A 17,974-nucleotide genomic window follows, 5' to 3' on the forward strand; every position below is an offset into this window, starting at 1 on the left:
CGACCGACTCGCCTGGCGTGCGACGCGAGCACCACGATCACGATCGGCGCGAGCAAAAACACCACGAATAGCGCGATATAAACGGCCAGCAAGCCATTGCCGAGCCTTTCCGGCAGACGCGAGCCACCTTGCGGCGCATCGAGCAGCGTGCCTCCTTGTTGCGGCCGGTCAGCCGCCCTTGCACATACAGGCAGATCAGCACGATGATCAGCAGCAAGTTGCCCATCGCGCTCGCGAAGCCCATATCCTGCGCCTGGCTGAACTGCTGAAAGATCAGCAAGGGTAGCGTGACGACGCTGCCGCCGCCGAGCAGCAGCGCGCCGATAAAACTGCCGTTGATGATCATGAACACGATCAGACATCCGGTGATGATGCCTTCCACCGACAGCGGCAAGGTCACCAGAAAGAACGCCCGCAACGCGCCCGCGCCGAGCACGCGCGCCGATTCTTCCAGCCGCTGATCGACCGAACGCAGCACCGGAATGATCGACAGCACCATGAACGACACCATCACATGCACGTTGCCGACATAGACGATGGCCTCGCCCTGCGTCATGCGCAACGGCCGGTCGATGAAGCCGAGCGCGAGCAGCGCATCGTTGACGAGGCCGTGCCGCCCGAGCAGCACGTTCCAGCCGAACGTGCGCATGATGATCGAGGTGAGCAGCGGCATGATCAGGACGAACATCAGCGGTCCGGCGAAGCGTCCCGCGCGACGCACCATGAAATACGCCACCGGATAGCCGACGATAAGACACCAGAACGTGGTCCACAAGCTCATCTTCAGCGTTTCGACGATGATGCTGATATAGTAAGGATAACTGAACAGCTTGTGATAGTACTGAAGCGTGAAGGCCGAATGTGCGCCGGGAATCGCGGAGATGCCGACGCTGCGCAGCGCGTTCTCATAGAGCGGCATGCCGAAGAACATCACCAGCACGATCAGCACGGGCGCGCACAACACGACAGTCGGCGAAATCCAGAAACGCGCGCGCGCGGAGGGCAAGGCGATCGAACTCATTGCGGTTCTCCTTCGAGCACGACGAGATCGTCGGGGCTGATCGAAAGCGTCACGTTTTCACCCGGCTCCAGAGCGTTCGCCGATGCTGCCTGCTGATACACGCCGAAGGTCTGCCCGAGCATCGGCACGTCGATCCGATACGCATGCTGTGAGCCGCGAAACACGCGCGCGGACACTTGCCCCGCGAAGCGGATATCGTCGGGACGCGCGGCATCGAGACGCAGCTTTTCGGGGCGCACGGCGAGTTCGGCTGTCGCGCCCGCGGCGAGCGGCTTGCCCAACGCGTGACCGATGCGGCACGTCACGGGCGGCGCGCGCCGTGCATCGCCGATGGAAATATTGAGCTAGTTCTGTTCGCCGCGCACGACCGTGAACGGCAGGATATTCGCCGCGCCCAGAAATTCCGCGACGAAGCGCGTGCGCGGCCGGTCGTACACCTCGCGCGGCGTGCCCGCCTGAAGAATGCGCCCGTGATTCATCACGACGACGCGATCGCTCATCGTCAGCGCTTCTTCCTGATCGTGCGTGACCATTACGCTGGTCACGCCGAGTTCGCTCTGCAACTGCTTCAGCTCGAACTGCATGCCTTCGCGAAGGTTCTTATCGAGCGCGCCGAGCGGTTCGTCGAGCAGCAGCACCGACGGATTCGTGACGATCGCGCGCGCCAGTGCCACGCGCTGTTGCTGCCCGCCCGACATCTGCGCGATACGCCGTTCGCCGAAGCCGGGTAAGCGAATCAGATCGAGCATGCGCGCGACATGCGGCGCGCGGTCTCGCTTCGGCACGCCCGCCATCCGCAAGCCGAAGGCGATGTTGTCGGCCACCGTCAGATGCGGAAACAGGCTGTAGTTCTGAAACACCATGCCGAGGCCGCGCTTGTTCGGCGGAACATGCGTGACGTCGCGGCCCGCGATGCGGATCGCGCCCGTATCGGGAAACTCGAAGCCCGCGATCAGGCGCAACGTAGTGGTCTTGCCGCAACCCGACGGTCCGAGCAGCGCGACGAGTTCGCCCGCGCGCACTTCGAGCGACAGGTCTTCCAGCGCGGTGATCGCGCCGAAGCGCTTGTTGAGGCCGTCGAGCGAGAGCGGTTGCGAACGCGCCGAAGCGGCGGGCGCGCGAGCATCGAGCGCGGCATCGGAGACGGGATTGGCGGACTGGAACATCGCATGCACCTTCATCGACAGGAGTGAGACGGTTCGTTCCGAAGGAGACCATTCATGGCCACCACTTACGCGGCGCGTTTGCTCTCCAGCAATTGCGGATACTGCTTCGATACGTCCGCGAAAATTTCGCGCACGACGCCCGCGCCTTCGGTGAGTTTGCCGGCGGTTTCCCATGCATCGAAGGCATCGAAGATCTTGTGCTTCAGGAAGTGACGCCAGATGACCGGCGCCGACGCGAGAATCTCCGTCAGCACGGCATAGCGCGCGGGTGTCCAGCGCGCTTCGTAGGCCGTGCGTGCCGCGCCGTAGTTGAAGTGCGCGGGCGGCGTGCGCGACGCATCGACGGCGAGTTCGGCGCGCTGTGCTTCCGTTGCTTGCGTGTCGGCGACGCCTGCGCGTACCACCACACCGTATTGCGCGAGCGCTTCGGCTTCGGTCAGATAGCCGCGTTGCACATCGGTCGCGACTTTCTGCGGATCGCGTTGGTACGGATCGCCGTAACCGTCGCCGCCGCACCCTTCCAGACGGATCACATCGTTAGGATAACAGACGACCAGATCGGAGACGCCCAAATTCTCTTCGCCCGCCGTGCCCGGATTGCGCGTGAAGCGCGAATTCGCGCCCGCCTTGCCGCCCAGCACGCCCCACGATGCGAAGCGCGAGCGGTCACGATTGCGCGCCGTGACGAGCGTGCCCGGCGAGAAGACGCGAAACTCCATGATCGTGCCCAGACCGCCGCGATAACGTCCCGCGCCCGCGCTGCCCGGCACGAGACCGTATTTGAGGATGCGGATCGGCACTTCGGCTTCGTTGATTTCAACCGGCGTATTGCGCAGGAATGCGTTGTTCGCGCCCGATGCATCCGAGCCGTCGCCGCTCGCCATGCCGCCCGCGCCGCCGCCGACCGGTCCGATCGCCGCGATGACGGTGCTGCCGTCGCTGCCGACCGTGCGCACGTTGAGGATCGACATGCCGCCGGCAGGGCACGCGGACAAGCGCTCGGGACACACCATCGAGAACGCGCCGAAGGTGACCATCTGCGCGACCTTGCAGGTCAGACTGCGCATGCCGACTGCGGCAGGCGGCACGCAATTCATGATCGTGCCTTCGGGCAGGATGCAGCGCGCGACCTTCAGCATCCCAGCATTCAGCAGCAGATCGGGATGCAGCGAATACAGCACGTAGTTCAGGCCGACCAGCGCGAGCACATGCCGCTCCTTACCGCCGGTCGGCATATTGAGCGACGAATTCAGCTGCGGATCGCTGCCGGTGAAATCGAGCACGAGCGATTCGCCTTGCACCTTGAGATTGAGTGCGACGCGCAGCGGCTTGCCGTTGGGCGAGTCTTCATCGGTGAACTCGCAGAAGAAGTATTCGCCGTCGGGCATCGCCGATACGAGCGCGCGCGCCTGCTCTTCGGAGTAGTCGATCATCGCGTACATGCCGGACTTGAAATCCTCCACGCCGAAGCGCTCGATGATCTCCAGCACGCGCCGGTCGCCCGTCATCAGCATGGCGATTTGCGCTTTCAGGTCGCCGCGATTCTGTTCGGGCGCGCGCACATTGATCGCCATGTGATCGAGCAACTTTTCATCGAGCACGCCCACGCTGACGATCTTGGTCGGCGACCAGCGAATGCCTTCCTGATAGATCTCCGTCAGCGTGCGCGACAGCGACGCAGGCACCGCGCCGCCCATGTCGGTGTTGTGAATATGGCCGCCCACGTAGCAGACGATTTCGCCTTGGTAGAACACCGGCTTCCACATCATCACGTCGGGCGTGTGCGTCGCGACGTAGCCGCTATACGCGTCGTTGGTCATGCCGATATCGCCGGGTTCGTAATGATCGATGGCATCGATCACGGAACCGAAGTCGAGGCCCGGATACCACGTCGCGCCGAGCGTTTTCGGCGACGCGAAGGTGAGGCCCTCGGGCGTCATGATGGTGCAGGAGAAGTCTTCCGTTTCCTTCACGAAAGCGGAATGCGCGGTGCGCATGAGCGTGTGCGCCATGCTTTCGGCGGCCGCGACGCAGTAGTTCGAGAAGATCTGAAGAACGGACCGGTTGAACGTCATGATGGGTTCCTTGTATGTTCTCACTGCGCCGACAGCAGCAGATTGCCGTATTCGTCGACGACGCATTCGAAGCCGGGCAGCACGCAGGTCGTCGTGTCGTCCTGCGTGACGATGGCCGGGCCATCGAAGCGATGTTCCGCCAGCAGCGAAGCGCGCCGATACACCGGCACCGTGCGCCACGCGCCGTCCAGATACACGTCGATCATCGCTTCCACGACGGGCTTGCCTTCGCCGCGCGCGACCTTCGGCATTTCGGGCTCCGGCGTCGGCAGGCTGATCACCAGACGCAACGCCACCACCTGCACCGCCGAACGCTCGTCGCTATGACCGTACAACCGGTGATGCTCGCGATGAAATGCATCGGCGATGGCGGACATGTCGCGCGCGCGGATCGACTGCGCATCCAGCGGCGTGTCCACTTCGAACGATTGCCCGCGATAACGCATATCCGCCGATACCGTCATCTCCGCGCCCGCATCCGTTCCCGTTTCGCCGACGATCCACTCGCGCGCCTGCGATTCCAGCATCGCGAGATCGTCGGCGAGCTTGCCGAGCGATTCGGCGTCGATCGGATAGTATGTCATCCGAACGAAATCGTTCTTCGTATCCGCGATCAAACCGCCCAGCGCGCTCAGCACGCCCGGCGTGGTCGGCACCACGATATGCCGCATATTCAGCGCGCGCGAGAAAGCCGCCGAGCATCGGGCCCGCGCCGCCGAACGGCATCAGCCAGAACGCGCGCGGATCGATACCGAAGCGCGACACGATCCGGCTCACGCCGCCGTACATGCCCGACACCGACACGTCGATGATCGCCGCCGCCGTCTGATGCACGTCTATCCCGAGGCGCTCCGCGAGCGGCTCGATGGCGCGCCGGCTGGCATCGACATCGACCTGCACCGCGTTTTAGCCGAGCGAGGCGCGGCCCAGCACGCCGATGACGGCGAACGCGTCGGTGATGGTCGGGCGCGTGCCGCCGCGTCCGTAGCACACCGGGCCCGGATTCGATCCCGCGCTCTCCGGTCCTACCTTTAACACGCCAAAATCATCGACCCACGCGATCGAGCCGCCGCCGTCGCCGATCGACGACACCGAGACCGACGGAATATGGATCTGGAAATCGCCGATATATTCGCCGGTCGCGTACTGCGGCTTGCCGTCGACGATCAGCGCGACGTCGGCCGTCGTGCCGCCGATATCGAGGCTCATGCAGTCCTTAATGCCGCACATGCCCGCGAGATACGACGCGCCGATCACGCCCGCCGCCGTGCCGGAGAGAATCATCTGCACGCAATTGTTCTTGCCGTTTTCGGCGCTCATCACGCCGCCGTTGGACTTGGTGACCTTCAGGTCCGCGCCGACGCCGCTCTCCGCAAGCGCCGCCTGCAAACGCGTCAGATACTGCGACACGCGCGGCTGCACATAGCCGCCGATGGTCGCCGTCACCGTGCGCTCGTATTCGCGGATGATCGGCCACACTTCATGCGAGCACGACACGAAGAAGCCCGGCGCGGCCTTTTCGATGATCGCCTTCACCTGCAATTCATGCGCCGGATTGCGATAGCAATACAGCAGCGAAACCACCACGCCTTCGCATTGCGCGGCCTTGAGCGCATCGAGCGCATCGAGCGCGGCGAGCACGCTGGCTTCGTCGATCGGCGTTTCCTCGCTGCCGTCGGGACGCATGCGGCCATCGACACCGAACACGCGATCGCGCGTGATGAGCGGCTCGGGACGGCGCGACATCAGGTGATACATGTCGGGAATCTTCAGACGCGCGATATCGAGCACGTCCTCGAAGTTGCGCGTGGTGATGAGCGCGAGACGCAGGCCCTTGCGCTGCACCACGGCGTTCACGCCGACGGTCGTGCCGTGCGTGAAATACACCACGTCGCGCGGATCGATACCGAAGCGCTCGCTGAGTCCCTGCATGCCGTCGATGACCCGCTGCCCGGGCTATCGGGCCGCGAAAACACCTTCAGCGTGCGGGTCGTCCGCGTCTCGTCGTCCAGCACCGCGAAGTCGGCGAACGAGCCGCCGATATCCACTCCGATTCTCAAGCCCATTGCAATGTCCCTGTCTGGTTGAGCAGGCGCGAATTGCCTGCCTGAAGCGCTGCGCTAATCCTCGAGCCTTGCGTCGATCAACGGCCGATCTGCTTGTTCCATGCTTCGATCCATTGCGGCACGTACTTGCCGATGTCCTCGAAGTTGACCCAGATCGAACCGTCGACCGTTGCGATACGCGGCTTGACCTTCAGCTCGTACGTGACCTTGGTGTTCGACGCGGTGTACTGCATCGTGTTGGCGAAGCAACTCTGGCCTTCCGCCGATGCGAGTTCGTTGAGGAATTGGGTGCCGAGCGGCGAACCGTTCTTCACCTTCACGGCCATGTTCGGAAACGCGACCGATCCCGGCCCCGGATTGACCCACGCGATATCGGGATTGCCGCTGTCGTGTTCGGCCCAGGCGCGGCCGTCGTAGTACATCGCGATATCGATATCGCCGTTGCGCATCGCGTTGAGCGGCGCGTTCGGATCGCTGAAGAAGGTGACGTTCTTGCTGTCGCGCATGCGCTTGACCTGATCGAGCGCGGGCTGGATGTTGGTGGGCGAGCCGCCGTACAGCTGATTGAACAGCGTGATGAGACCGGCCGGCGTCGCCACATAGTTGATATCGGGGATGCTCGCTTGCCACTTGCCCGCGACCACGCCGTCGACGAATTCCTTCCACGTCTTCGGCGGATTCTTCACGCGCTTGGCGTTGTACATCAGGCCGAAATCGCCGTAGGTGATGGGAAAGCCGTAGCCCTTGCCGTATTCGACGAGACGCGGATCGAGCTGCGCCATGTTCGGCACGTCCTTGGCCGAAATCGGATCGAGCACGTTGCGGCTCACGGCGATATGCGTTGCCTCGGGCGTGCTCACCATCACGTCAATAGGCGGCTTGTCGGGGCTGGCCGCCACCTGATTGACCCATTGCAGCGGATTGCCGAGCGTCACGTCCACGCTCTTGCCGGTCTTCTTCTCGAACGGCTCGACGAAGCACTTGCGATACGCCTTCTCCCACGTGCCGCCGAACGCGGTCACGGTGAGATCGGCGGCGAGCGCCGCGTATGCGGCGAACAGGGAACCCAGCATGAGGGCGGCGCTACGAACGGCAATCGTCTTCATCGTCTTCCTGTGCGGTTGATTCATCGAAAACTTCCCCGGCGCGTGCGGTACGTGCTTGCGGCTAACTCGCCTTCGTGCCACAATACGGCACAGCGTTTAATATCGTGGTACAAGGTAGCATGCGATATTTGCCATCGCAAGGCATTCAAAAATGAACAGTCTTCTTAAAAGCATCGAAATCATCGAGGCCGTGTCGGAGCATCAGCCGGTCGGCGTGGGCGAGCTCGCCAAGCTGCTGGAAATGCCCAAATCCAGCGTGCAGCGCGTGCTCATGACGTTTCAGGAAGCGGGCTGGCTGCGGCAGGCGAGCGGCGAAATCACGCGCTGGGAAATCAGTCCGCGCGTGATCAGCGTGCGGCCGAATGCGCTGAAGGGCGGCGCGCTGCAAAAAGCCGCGCGCGAGCCGATGCAGGACCTGTGCAACGCGGTGAACGAGACCGTGCATCTGTCCATTCCGGATGGCACCAACGCGATGGTTCTGGTCGAAGAAATCGAGTGCAAGCAGTTCGTGCGCACGGCGTACAAGATCGGCGACGTCTCGCCGTTTCACGCCACGGCCAACGGTCTCGCGCTGCTTGCATTTATGAACGAAGGCCAGATCGCGACCATCCTCAATCGCGATCTGAAAAAATACGGAGACCGAACCATCAACGATCCGGCGCTGATTCGCGAGGAAATCGAACGCATCCGCGCGCGCGGCTATTCGATGAACCTCGGGCAGTATCGTCACGCGATCTATGCGATCGGCGCGCCCGTGTTCGACGCGAGCGGCATCGTCGTGGCGAGCGTGTGCATCTCGATGCCGGAATCGCGCTTCGAGGAAGGCCGTATCGGCGAATGGGCGGGCGCGGTGATGAACGCCGCGTCGCAGATCAGCAGAGGCCGCGGGCACGGTTGATCCTCATGTCGCTGGGAACAGCGCATGCATCAAATCGGATGCGCTGTGTGCCTCGGGATGCATTACGATGTCGCGTGCGTTGCTTGCGGCTTGCGTGCCGATCAGCGGATCGAGCGTCGCGCGGAACTTGGCCTCGGTGTGTTCCATCAACACGGCTTCGCGGCGGATCGAGCCGGGCGGTTCGCTCAGCAAGGCGCTGTGCTCGGTGCTATCGTCGAGCGTAATCACGACGCGCGTCGGGATCGACATATCGCTGCGATGCTGAAGATCGAACGCCGGTTCGTGATGCACGTCGATCTTCGCGAACAGCGAGCGAATCGCGGCCGATTCGAAATCCGGCTCGCGCAGCGCCGCGTTGATATCGTCCGTCAACAAGGCGCACGCGACGAGAAAGCGCACATTGAATTGCGCATCGACCAGATTGGTGGGGAAAGGCGAATCGAGCGTATCGACGAATTCGCGGAACGAGTGAATGTCGATGCGCGCGATCGCGTTCACGTCGAGCGAGGGCTTCATGTCGAGCGCGGCTTCGATCGCCGGATGCGACCAGCGGCAACACGCCCACTGCTTGAATTCGACGCGGCGTATCCACCAATCGTCGCCGGGCACGGTGCGCAATAGTTCGGGACGAATGCGGTCGGAGCCGTAGAGATGGCGGAAGCCGAACGCATCGGAAAAGAAATGCTGATCGCCGATAAAACCTTCTTTCGCAAGATACGCCGACATGACGCCCGCCGATGCCGCCGCGCCATAACCATTCTTGAGCCACGTATAGCCGCCGCCGGGATTGGCGCGCACGATCATCGGCATGGGCGCTTGCTGCGCGGCCAGACCGAAGCCCTGCAACCATTGCGCGCGATCCAATTCGAGCAGCATGCCCGCCGCGATAAACGCGCCGAAGATTTGCCACGACGCATAGCCGATATCTTTTGAAGGCGCGTCGTCGCTCGGACACAGCATCGCGCCGATGCGCAGCGACGCTTCGTACGCGACGATGACCGCGTGCGCAAGTCCCTGCTGCTGCGCTTCAAACGATGCGCGCAAGCGAGTGCCGGACCGACGATCGTCGCGCCCGGATGCGATGGCGCTTCGCCGCGAAAACAGTCGTCGAAGTCGAGGATGTTGGCCGCGTGCGCGTAGAGTTGCACGGTATCGAACAGGCTGGCGTGACCGTTTGAATTCGCGGCGAGCACGCGGCGGAATGCATTCATCTGCACGGTATGCAGACCCGTCCTGAAACACGCGATGCCGTCGAGCATGCATTGCTTGCCGGCGTGAATGGCATCGGCGGGAATGGTGTCGATGCGATGCGCGATCAGCCAGTCGACGAGACCGGCGAATCCTTCGTGATCATTGCGATGGCGATCGGCGGATACTGACATGATGTCCGGTGAAAGCGGCGTTGCGCGCGCTTTCCGGCCGGATGCCGGACGTTTCGCAAGCCCGAGAGCAAGCCAAGGCTAGGGTCGACGATATAAGCCGTCAAATACGGTTTTGCGTGACGGGGATGCCGATTTGATATGACGGTCTCAGGCGCGCGTCATTGCGTGCTTTCGCGGAACGCTTCGCCGAAGGCCTTGGCCAGCATATTCATCGGAACATTGAGCGGATAGACAAGGTACGTCGAAAATTCGATACGCGGCGCGAACGGCAAGATGGCGATCTGTCCCGCGTACTCGCGCGCGACGACCGGGTTCGACACGCTCACGCCCATGCCGCGCGAGACCATCCGGCAGATCGCCGCCGCGAAGTGCGACTCATACGCGAGAATGCGCTTCTCCTCGCCGCCGATCTGACATGCATCGTCGATCCGCTTGCGCATGACATCGCTTGACTTGAGTGACAGAAAGCGCTCGCCCGCGAGGTCTTTGGGCGTGACGGCATCGCGTTTGCGCGCGAGCTTGTGATCCGGCGGCGTGATGCACACGCCAAGACTCTTGCACGCCACTTCGTGCGCGACGCTCGTGCCGTTGAATATCTCCGATGCGATGCCGACATCCGCATAGCCCGTGGCGAGCCATTGGCACACCGTCAGCGAGTCCGCGACATGCAGCGTGACATCGACATCCGGAAACTTTTGCGCGAACAGATGAATGGCGTCGGGCACGGCGACGATCGCCATCGACGGCACGGCCGCCACGCGCAATCTGCCGCTGCCGCGCTTGCGGATGAGGTCCGCTTTCTCTTCGAGACCGCGCAGGCTCGCGAAGGTATGTTCGACATCGCGAAAGAACACTTGCCCTTCGAGCGTGGGCATGAGCTTGCCGATCTGCCGCTCGAACAGCTTGATGCCGATGCGCCGTTCCAGTTGCCCGATGACGCGGCTGATGTTCGATTGAGACGTATGCAGATCCTTGGCCGCCTGCGTCATCGAACCCGATAGCATCACTGCGCGGAAGGCTTGCACTTCGCGAAAATTCAGCATCGGAGAAGGGGCATATCAAAATGGTATGGCCCACGATTATATGCGCATTTGTCAAAGAAAAATGGCCTTCTTAAACTCGCCGGAACCTGATCCATTTCCGCTGCGACGCCCGCGAACAAGCCTTGTCCGGAGCATACGCAAGCGGCTTTCGACGAGCTGCCATGTTGGACTTCGACCCCGACCAGATTGCCTTGCCGAGCGGCCATTTCATCGACGGACGCATCGTTGCCGGTGCGAGCGATATCGAAGTGATCCGCCCATCCGATGCATGGCTCATGGGTGTTATCCCGGATGCGTCTGACAGCCTCGTCGATGAAGCGGTCGAGAACGCGCATCGCAACTGGCGCGCGAGCAAGTGGGGCACCTGCGCGCCGCGCGAACGTGCACGCGTGCTGCTGCGCTGGGCCGATCTCATCGATGCGCACGCCGACGAACTCGCGCGACTCGAAGCGGTCGGCTCCACGCGCCCGATCAGCGAAGCGCGCGCGTTCGACATACCGTTCACGGCGGAGTGCATCCGCTTCTTCGCGGAATGCGCGGACAAGTTCGGCGGCGACACCTTGCCCACGCGTCACGACAGTCTCGGTATGGTGCTGCCCGAACCTTATGGCGTGGTCGCGGCGATCGCACCGTGGAATTTTCCGCTGACGATGGCATCGTGGAAATGCGCGCCCGCGCTTGCCGCCGGCAACGCGATGGTGCTCAAGCCCTCCGAACTCACGCCGCATTCCATCGTGCGCTTCGCGCAACTCGCGGTGGAAGCGGGCGTGCCGGCGGGCATCTTCAATATCGTGCAGGGACGCGGACAAGGCGCGGGCGCGGCGCTCGTGCGTCATCCGCTGATCGGCAAGGTGTCGTTCACCGGTTCCACGCGCACGGGCGCGAGCATCATGAGCGAAGCGGCGCAGTTCGGCACCAAGCCCGTGACGCTCGAACTCGGCGGCAAGAGTCCGCAAGTCGTGTTCGACGATGCCGGCGATATCGACGAAGTCGCGCAGCGTATCGTGCGCGGCTTCACATCGAACGCGGGGCAGGCGTGCGTGTCGGGCACGCGTCTGATCGTGCAACGCGGTATCGCCGAGCACCTGATCGATGCGGTGATCGCGCGTGTCGCCACGCTCGAACCCGGTCCGACATGGCACGCATCGACGCGCTTTCCGCCGATCATCAGCGAACTTCAGGCCACGCGCATTCAGCAAGCCGTGCGCGACAGCATCGACGAAGGCGCGAGCGCGTTGTGCGGCGGCGCGTGTTTCGATACGGCGGGCAAGGGCTTTTACTATCGCCCGACATTGCTTGCGAATGTGACGAGCGCATCGCGCGCGGTGCGCGAAGAGATCTTCGGCCCGGTGCTGACGGTGCAAACCTTCGACGATGAAGAAGAAGCGCTCACGCTCGCCGATCATCCGACATACGGCCTTGCCGCGGGCGTGCATACGCGCGATATCGGCCGTGCGTTACGCGCGATGCGTCGCATCCCGGCTGGCACGGTGTGGGTCAACCGCTTCGGGCGCACATGGGATTTCATCCTACCGACGGGCGGCTTCAAAGGCTCGGGCATCGGCAAGGATCTCGGGCGTCAGGCTTTCGAAGCGAACTTCCGCTACAAGGCCGTGTTGATCGACTTCTGAATTCACGCGTTCACGCATTCACGCACGAGGAGACGTCATGTCGTTGTTTAAGCCCAAGTTCATCACCTTCGATTGCTACGGCACGCTCATCTACTTCGAGATGGCGAACGCGGCGCGCGCGCTGTACGAAGACCGCGCGCAAGCGGAACAGATGCGCGCGTTCACCGATGCGTTCGCCGCGTATCGGCTCGATGAAGTGCTCGGCGCGTGGAAGCCCTACGAGCAGGTCGTGGACAACGCGATTCGTCGCACCTGCAAGCGATTCGGCACGCCGTATCGCGAAGGCGATGGTCGGGCGATCTACGATCAGGTGCCGACCTGGGGCCCGCATCCCGATACTACGGCAGGACTCGCGGAAGTCGCAAAGGAGTTTCCGCTGGTCGCGTTGACGAATGCGTCGAACGTGCAGATTCCGCATAACATCGCGCGGCTCGGCGTGCCGTTTTATGCGGTGTACACGGCGGAACAGGCGCAGGCCTACAAGCCGCAAATGAAGGCCTTCGAATATATGCTCGATCAACTCGGCTGCGGCCCGGAAGACATCCTGCACGTGTCGTCGAGCTTCCGCTACGACCTGATGACCGCGCACGATATGGGCATCAAGCACAAGGTGTTCGTCGCGCGCGGACACGAGCCGGCCAATCCGTATTACGGCTATACGGAGATCAAGGATATCGGCGGGCTGGCGGCCGTCCTCGGACTATGAAACTCGAACCGTACTGGCTCGCTTCGGCGCCCGCGTTCACATCGGGCGCGACGGGAACGTTGCCCGCGCGCGGACGTGGTCGTCGTCGGCGGCGGGTTCACGGGGCTGTCGGCGGCGTTGTCGCTGGCGCGCAAGGGCGTCGATGTGGTGCTGCTTGAAGCGGGGCGCATCCACGGCGAAGCATCGGGACGCAATGGCGGACATTGCAGTCCGGGCACCGCGCAAGGCCTGGTGGATCTGACCGATCGCTATGGGCTCGATGTCGCGAAGCATCACTATCAGGTCTATACCGATGCGGTCGATTACGTCGAACGCATCGTTGCCGACGAACGGATCGATTGCGATTTCACGCGACGCGGCAAGCTCAAGCTCGCGAGCAAGGAATCGCATGTCGCGGGCATGCGACGCAACTTCGACGCGCTGCGCAAGCATCTCGATGCGCCGGTCGAATGGCTGTCGGCGGCGGACGTCAAGCGCGAACTCGCGTCCGATGCTTTTCACGGTGGCATGCTCGACACACGCGGCGGCCAGATGCATATGGGCAAGTTCAGCACCGGACTCGCGACGACGGCCGCGCGCTACGGCGCGCGCATCTTCGAACACGCGGCGGTGACGCAGCTGACGAATATCGGCGGCGATCGGCATCGCGTGACGACGGCGAAGGGCGCGATCGAAGCGGATCGCGTGCTGCTCGCGACGGGATGTTCGAATCACGGGCCGTTCGGCTGGTGGCAACGGCGCATCGTGCCCGTAGGCAGTTTCGTGATCGTTACCGAGCCGATCACGCCGCTGCTCGATATCGCGCTGCCCAAGCGCCGCAACTATGTGACGAGTCTCAACTTCGGCAACTACTTTCGCGTGACGGCGGACGATCGTCTCGTGTGGGGCGGACGCGCGCGCTTTGCGCGTAGCAATCCGGCGTCGGATCGCAAGAGCGGCAAGATCCTGAAGGCATCGCTCGATGCATTGCTGCCAAGTTTGAAGGATGCGCGCATCGACTATTGCTGGGGCGGACTGGTGGAAGCGACGGCCGATCGTTTGCCATCGGCGGGCAAGCACGAAGGCTTGTATTACTCGATGGCATACAGCGGCCACGGCACGCAGATGTCCACCTACATGGGCGATGTGATGTGCGACATCGTGATGGGCGCAAAGCGCGAGAATCCGTGGCATCGCGCGGAATGGAAAGCGCTGCCGGGCTATGTGGGACGCGAATGGTTCTTGCCGCTGGTGGGCGCGTATTTCCGTTTCAAGGATGCGGTGTCGTGATGAATCACGTCGTGGTGCGCATCGTGGGACGGCGCTTCGCCATCGGCGCGCTGACCTTGCTGCTGGTCGCCGCGCTCGTCTTTTTCATGGCGAGCCTGTTGCCGGGCGATGCCGCGCAAATGGCGCTCGGCCAGTACGCGACGCCCGAAACCGTCGCGATGTTGCGCAAGCAACTGGGCCTCGACGAACCGCTCATCGTGCGTTTCTTCACCTGGCTCGGTGGCTTGTTGAGCGGCAACTTCGGCACCTCGTATGCGGCGAATGTGCCGGTAAAGAGCATTGTGATGGCGCGCATTCCCAACACGCTGATGCTCGCGGGCGTGGCCACCGCTGCATCGGTGCCGATCGCGCTCGTGCTCGGCATCGTCGCGGCGATGGTGCGCGGCACGCTGCTCGATCGCGTGATCGGCGTGCTGACGATGTCGGTCGTCGCGGTGCCGGAATTCTTGCTCGCAACGCTTGCCGTGCTCGTGTTCGCGGTGAAGCTGCATTGGGTGTCGGCGGTATCGGTGAGTGCGGATACATCGAGCGTCGGCGCGTTTCTCAAGTCGTACAGCTTACCGGTGCTCGTGCTGTGCTGCGTGGTGGTCGCGCAGATGGCGCGCATGACGCGCGCGGCGTTCATCAATCAACTCGATGCGCCGTATGCGGAAATGACCGTGCTCAAGGGCTTGCATCCGGCGCGCACGGTGTTGCGTCACGCGCTGCCTAACGCGGTCGGCCCGATCGTCAATGCGATGGCGCTGAGCCTTTCGTATCTGCTGGGCGGCGTGATTATCGTGGAGGCGATCTTTTCGTATCCGGGTCTCGCCAGCACGCTCGTCGATGCAGTGAGCAATCGCGATCTGCCTATCGTGCAATTTTGCGTGCTGTTCTTCAGCACGTGCTATTTGCTGCTGCTCCTGATCGCCGATGTCGTGACGATCGTCTTCAACCCCAAGCTGCGTTGATCCATGAAACACGTTCTCTCTTCTCCGCGCGCATTGGGGCGCTTTTTTCTGTTGCTATCGATGCTCGGCCGCATCGGCTTATGCGTATCGATGCTTTGGGTCTTCATTGCGATGTTCGGCTCGCTGATCGCGCCGTACGGCATGATGGATATGAGTGGCGGCAAGGTCTTCGCATCGAGCAGCCTCGCGTATCCGTTGGGCACGGATTTTCTGGGCCGCGATCTGCTGAGCCGCATTCTCTACGGCGCGCGTTATTCGATCGGTCTCGCGCTTGCCGCGACCTTGATCGCCAGCGTGAGCGGCACCTTGCTTGCGTTGATATCGACGGTGATCGGCAAGTGGTTCGACGAGATCGTCTGCCGCATCGTCGATGCATTGCTCGTGACGCCGAGCAAGATTCTCGCGTTGCTGGTGATCGCGATCTTCGGCTCCGATCTCAACGTTCTCGTGATCACGGCGGGCGTGATCTATATGCCGGGAGCGTTTCGTATCGCGCATTCGCAGGCGGTCGGACTCAACGCGATGGAATATGTCACGGTCGCGCGGCTCAATGGCGAGAGCACGCTGCATATCGCGTGCAGTGAAATCCTGCCCAACATGATTCATCCGATGATGGCCGACTTCGGTCTGCGCTTCGTCTATAACGTGCTGATGCTGAGCGGCTTGAGCTTTCTCGGCCTCGGCGTGCAACCGCCGTATGCGGACTGGGGTTCGCTCGTGCGCGAGAATCTGTCGGGGCTGTCGTCGGGCGCGGCCGCGGTCATCATGCCTGCGCTCGCCATCGCGACGCTGACCATCGGCGTGAATCTGCTGATCGACAGTCTTGCTGTGCGCGGGCACTTGCGCGCGTCGAGGTGAGCTATGAACTGGCCTCTGGTGGAAGTATCGAATCTCGATGTCGTGGCGCGCGGTGAAGACGGCATCGACACTGCAATCGTCAAGGACGTGAGCTTTTCGATCGCTCGTGGAGAAGTGCTTGCGCTGATCGGCGAATCCGGTTCGGGCAAGACGACCATCGCGTTGACGCTGCTCGGTTATGCGCGGCGCGGCTGTCGCATTTCGGGCGGCAGCGTGAGCGTGGGCGGCACCGATGTGCTGGCGGCATCGCCAGCGCAATTGCGCGATTTGCGCGGACGTCGCGTGGCGTATGTTGCGCAGAGTGCATCGGCATCGTTCAATCCGGCGCTGCGCATCATCGATCAGGTGATCGAAGGTGTGTGCGTGCGGCGCATCATGAATCGCAAAGCGGCGCGCGCGAAGGCCGTTAGCTTGTTTCGTGCGTTGGCGTTGCCGTCGCCTGAGAGTATCGGCGAGCGATATCCGCATCAGGTGTCGGGCGGGCAGTTGCAACGGCTGATGGCGGCGATGGCGCTGATGTCCGATCCCGAAGTCGTCGTGTTCGACGAGCCGACTACCGCGCTCGATGTGACGACGCAAATCGAAGTGCTGCGCGCGTTCAAACGCGCGATCGAGGAGTTTCAGATCAGCGCGGTGTATGTGTCGCACGATCTCGCGGTGGTCGCGCAAATCGCCGATCGCGTGCTTGTACTTCGCAACGGCGCGATGCAGGAGCAGGGCGCGCTCGCGCAGATCATCGATGCACCCGTGCATCCTTATACGCGCAGTTTGATCGCGGCGGCCGAGCCGGTCTCGCGCCTCACGGATCGCGATGCGGAGCAGGCGTGCAGGCAACCGCCGCTACTCGAGATCACCGATCTGACGGCTGGATACGGCGAGCGCGATCGTTCCGGCATGCCCGCCGTGCGCGTGCTCGATGGCGTGAATCTGGTGCTGCGGCGCGGCACCACGCTCGGCGTGATCGGCGAATCGGGATCGGGCAAGTTGACGCTCGCGCATGTGATCGCGGGATTGCTCGCGCCCGCCAAGGGCAGCATTCGTTTCATGGGCAAGCCGCTGGCGGGCAGTCACGCAGAGCGCGATCGCGATTTGTATCGACGCATTCAACTCGTGTTTCAGAACGCGGACAAGGTGCTGAATCCTTCGCGCGATGTAGGCGAAATTCTCGCGTGGCCTCTGAAGCTGTTCAGTCGATGCGCGGCCAACGAGATACCCGCACGCGTCGCGCGTCTGCTCGATCTGGTGAAGTTGCCTGTATCGATTGCGATGCGACGGCACGGCGAGTTATCGGGCGGACAGAAGCAGCGCATCAATCTGGCGCGCGCGCTTGCGGCCGAGCCGGAATTGATCATCTGCGATGAAGTGACGTCCGCGCTCGATACGGTAGTCGGCGCGGCGATTCTCGATTTGCTGGTCGAGTTGCGTCATGAACTGGATATGTCGTATCTGTTCATTAGCCACGATCTGTCCACCGTGCGCACGACTTGCGACGATATCGCCGTGTTGTTCAAAGGCCAGAAGGTCGATGCGTGCGATCGCAGCGCGTTGCTGAACGAGGCGCGTCATCCTTATACGGAAATGCTGATCGGATCGGTGCCGGAGATGCGAGCGAACTGGCTCGAAGAGACGGCGTTGCGCGTGAAGGTTTAATCGGCATAGGGGCGGCCAGCAAGCTAGCCGGTCCCCTGCCACACCACCCTGCCACACCACCCGGCGTGCGGGTCCGCACCGGGCGGTTCGGGAAGTTGAGGTTATGTGAGGCGAGGCATGCCAAGACGATCGAAGTAGGCAATCGTCAGCACG

General features: G+C 62.7%; 15 protein-coding genes and 3 pseudogenes. 8 read left to right on the forward strand and 10 right to left on the reverse strand.

Annotated features, from left to right (window positions below; all coding sequences use genetic code 11):
• Positions 1-37: 37 nt before the first annotated feature.
• From BVER_RS02505 to BVER_RS02525, 7 genes and pseudogenes are all read right to left on the reverse strand, one after another.
• Entirely contained in the window at positions 38-1,021 is a 984-nt protein-coding gene (locus BVER_RS02505; protein WP_083452012.1) for an ABC transporter permease, read from the reverse strand.
• Positions 1,018-1,326: a TOBE domain-containing protein gene (locus BVER_RS32240; RefSeq protein WP_198155127.1), complete on the reverse strand. Its 309-nt coding sequence runs from the start codon at positions 1,324-1,326 to the stop codon at positions 1,018-1,020. Before BVER_RS32240 ends, BVER_RS02505 begins: the two co-directional genes overlap by 4 nt.
• Positions 1,327-1,365: 39 nt before the next feature.
• Entirely contained in the window at positions 1,366-2,187 is an 822-nt protein-coding gene (locus BVER_RS02510; RefSeq protein WP_198155128.1) for an ABC transporter ATP-binding protein, read from the reverse strand.
• 65 nt (positions 2,188-2,252) lie between these two features.
• Positions 2,253-4,262: a hydantoinase B/oxoprolinase family protein gene (locus BVER_RS02515; protein WP_050451943.1), complete on the reverse strand. Its 2,010-nt coding sequence runs from the start codon at positions 4,260-4,262 to the stop codon at positions 2,253-2,255.
• A 20-nt stretch (positions 4,263-4,282) separates the two neighbouring features.
• Positions 4,283-4,933 carry a hydantoinase/oxoprolinase family protein gene (locus BVER_RS35845; RefSeq protein ID WP_369094813.1) on the reverse strand — a complete coding sequence of 217 codons (651 nt, stop codon included), beginning with the start codon at positions 4,931-4,933 and terminating at the stop codon, positions 4,283-4,285.
• Between the two features lie 67 nt (positions 4,934-5,000).
• Positions 5,001-6,328 (reverse strand): annotated as a pseudogene (locus tag BVER_RS35850) (hydantoinase/oxoprolinase family protein); the annotation flags it as partial.
• Positions 6,329-6,405: 77 nt separating this feature from the next.
• Positions 6,406-7,434 (reverse strand): extracellular solute-binding protein, encoded by a 1,029-nt coding sequence (locus BVER_RS02525; RefSeq protein ID WP_050451944.1) that lies wholly within the window; start codon positions 7,432-7,434, stop codon positions 6,406-6,408.
• Between the two features lie 151 nt (positions 7,435-7,585).
• Between BVER_RS02525 and BVER_RS02530 the strand changes: the two genes are divergently transcribed.
• A complete protein-coding gene (locus BVER_RS02530) occupies positions 7,586-8,332 on the forward strand; it encodes an IclR family transcriptional regulator (protein ID WP_050451945.1) in 747 nt (248 codons plus the stop codon).
• A gap of 3 nt (positions 8,333-8,335) precedes the next feature.
• Here the strand turns inward: BVER_RS02530 and BVER_RS02535 are convergent, their stop codons facing one another.
• Positions 8,336-9,058 (reverse strand): MmgE/PrpD family protein, encoded by a 723-nt coding sequence (locus BVER_RS02535; RefSeq protein WP_369094814.1) that lies wholly within the window; start codon positions 9,056-9,058, stop codon positions 8,336-8,338.
• Positions 9,032-9,627: pseudogene (locus BVER_RS35855) on the reverse strand (MmgE/PrpD family protein); the annotation flags it as partial. The pseudogene BVER_RS35855 and the gene BVER_RS02535, both read right to left, overlap by 27 nt.
• Between BVER_RS35855 and BVER_RS32245 the strand changes: the two are divergent.
• Positions 9,553-9,711, forward strand: coding sequence for a hypothetical protein (locus BVER_RS32245; protein ID WP_198155129.1), 159 nt, complete (start codon positions 9,553-9,555; stop codon positions 9,709-9,711). The pseudogene BVER_RS35855 and the gene BVER_RS32245 overlap by 75 nt on opposite strands.
• Positions 9,712-9,872: 161 nt before the next feature.
• Here BVER_RS32245 and BVER_RS02540 read toward each other — a convergent pair whose 3' ends face one another.
• Complete coding sequence (locus BVER_RS02540; protein WP_050451947.1) at positions 9,873-10,757, reverse strand: LysR substrate-binding domain-containing protein; 885 nt, start codon at positions 10,755-10,757, stop codon at positions 9,873-9,875.
• A gap of 161 nt (positions 10,758-10,918) precedes the next feature.
• On the opposite strand from BVER_RS02540, the gene BVER_RS02545 reads away from it, so the two are divergent.
• The 6 genes and pseudogenes from BVER_RS02545 (at position 10,919) to BVER_RS02570 (ending at position 17,821) form a co-directional block, all read left to right on the forward strand.
• Positions 10,919-12,388 (forward strand): aldehyde dehydrogenase family protein, encoded by a 1,470-nt coding sequence (locus BVER_RS02545; protein WP_050451948.1) that lies wholly within the window; start codon positions 10,919-10,921, stop codon positions 12,386-12,388.
• A 37-nt stretch (positions 12,389-12,425) separates the two neighbouring features.
• A complete protein-coding gene (locus BVER_RS02550; RefSeq protein ID WP_050451949.1) occupies positions 12,426-13,094 on the forward strand; it encodes a haloacid dehalogenase type II in 669 nt (222 codons plus the stop codon).
• Positions 13,091-14,363: pseudogene (locus BVER_RS02555) on the forward strand (NAD(P)/FAD-dependent oxidoreductase). The gene BVER_RS02550 and the pseudogene BVER_RS02555 overlap by 4 nt, the downstream one beginning before the upstream one ends.
• Positions 14,363-15,313: an ABC transporter permease gene (locus BVER_RS02560; RefSeq protein WP_050451950.1), complete on the forward strand. Its 951-nt coding sequence runs from the start codon at positions 14,363-14,365 to the stop codon at positions 15,311-15,313. Before BVER_RS02555 ends, BVER_RS02560 begins: the two are co-directional and overlap by 1 nt.
• A 3-nt stretch (positions 15,314-15,316) precedes the next feature.
• A complete protein-coding gene (locus tag BVER_RS02565; RefSeq protein WP_050451951.1) occupies positions 15,317-16,171 on the forward strand; it encodes an ABC transporter permease in 855 nt (284 codons plus the stop codon).
• Positions 16,172-16,174: 3 nt separating this feature from the next.
• A complete protein-coding gene (locus BVER_RS02570) occupies positions 16,175-17,821 on the forward strand; it encodes an ABC transporter ATP-binding protein (RefSeq protein ID WP_050451952.1) in 1,647 nt (548 codons plus the stop codon).
• The last annotated feature ends 153 nt before the right edge of the window (positions 17,822-17,974 follow it).

This window comes from Candidatus Burkholderia verschuerenii (assembly GCF_001189365.1).
Classification (GTDB): Bacteria; Pseudomonadota; Gammaproteobacteria; order Burkholderiales; family Burkholderiaceae; genus Caballeronia; species Caballeronia verschuerenii.

Excerpts from the sequence above, each read along its gene's own strand:
- BVER_RS32245 (WP_198155129.1), top strand. The coding sequence starts at position 9,553 with ATGCAGACCCGTCCTGAAACACGCGATGCCGTCGAGCATGCATTGCTT.
- BVER_RS02550 (WP_050451949.1), top strand. The coding sequence starts at position 12,426 with ATGTCGTTGTTTAAGCCCAAGTTCATCACCTTCGATTGCTACGGCACG.
- BVER_RS02570 (WP_050451952.1), top strand. The coding sequence starts at position 16,175 with ATGAACTGGCCTCTGGTGGAAGTATCGAATCTCGATGTCGTGGCGCGC.
- BVER_RS02560 (WP_050451950.1), top strand. The coding sequence starts at position 14,363 with ATGAATCACGTCGTGGTGCGCATCGTGGGACGGCGCTTCGCCATCGGC.
- BVER_RS02525 (WP_050451944.1), bottom strand. The coding sequence starts at position 7,434 with ATGAAGACGATTGCCGTTCGTAGCGCCGCCCTCATGCTGGGTTCCCTG.
- BVER_RS02565 (WP_050451951.1), top strand. The coding sequence starts at position 15,317 with ATGAAACACGTTCTCTCTTCTCCGCGCGCATTGGGGCGCTTTTTTCTG.
- BVER_RS02540 (WP_050451947.1), bottom strand. The coding sequence starts at position 10,757 with ATGCTGAATTTTCGCGAAGTGCAAGCCTTCCGCGCAGTGATGCTATCG.
- BVER_RS02535 (WP_369094814.1), bottom strand. The coding sequence starts at position 9,058 with ATGTCGGCGTATCTTGCGAAAGAAGGTTTTATCGGCGATCAGCATTTC.
- BVER_RS02515 (WP_050451943.1), bottom strand. The coding sequence starts at position 4,262 with ATGACGTTCAACCGGTCCGTTCTTCAGATCTTCTCGAACTACTGCGTC.
- BVER_RS02530 (WP_050451945.1), top strand. The coding sequence starts at position 7,586 with ATGAACAGTCTTCTTAAAAGCATCGAAATCATCGAGGCCGTGTCGGAG.
- BVER_RS02545 (WP_050451948.1), top strand. The coding sequence starts at position 10,919 with ATGTTGGACTTCGACCCCGACCAGATTGCCTTGCCGAGCGGCCATTTC.
- BVER_RS35845 (WP_369094813.1), bottom strand. The coding sequence starts at position 4,933 with ATGCGGCATATCGTGGTGCCGACCACGCCGGGCGTGCTGAGCGCGCTG.
- BVER_RS02505 (WP_083452012.1), bottom strand. The coding sequence starts at position 1,021 with ATGAGTTCGATCGCCTTGCCCTCCGCGCGCGCGCGTTTCTGGATTTCG.
- BVER_RS02510 (WP_198155128.1), bottom strand. The coding sequence starts at position 2,187 with ATGTTCCAGTCCGCCAATCCCGTCTCCGATGCCGCGCTCGATGCTCGC.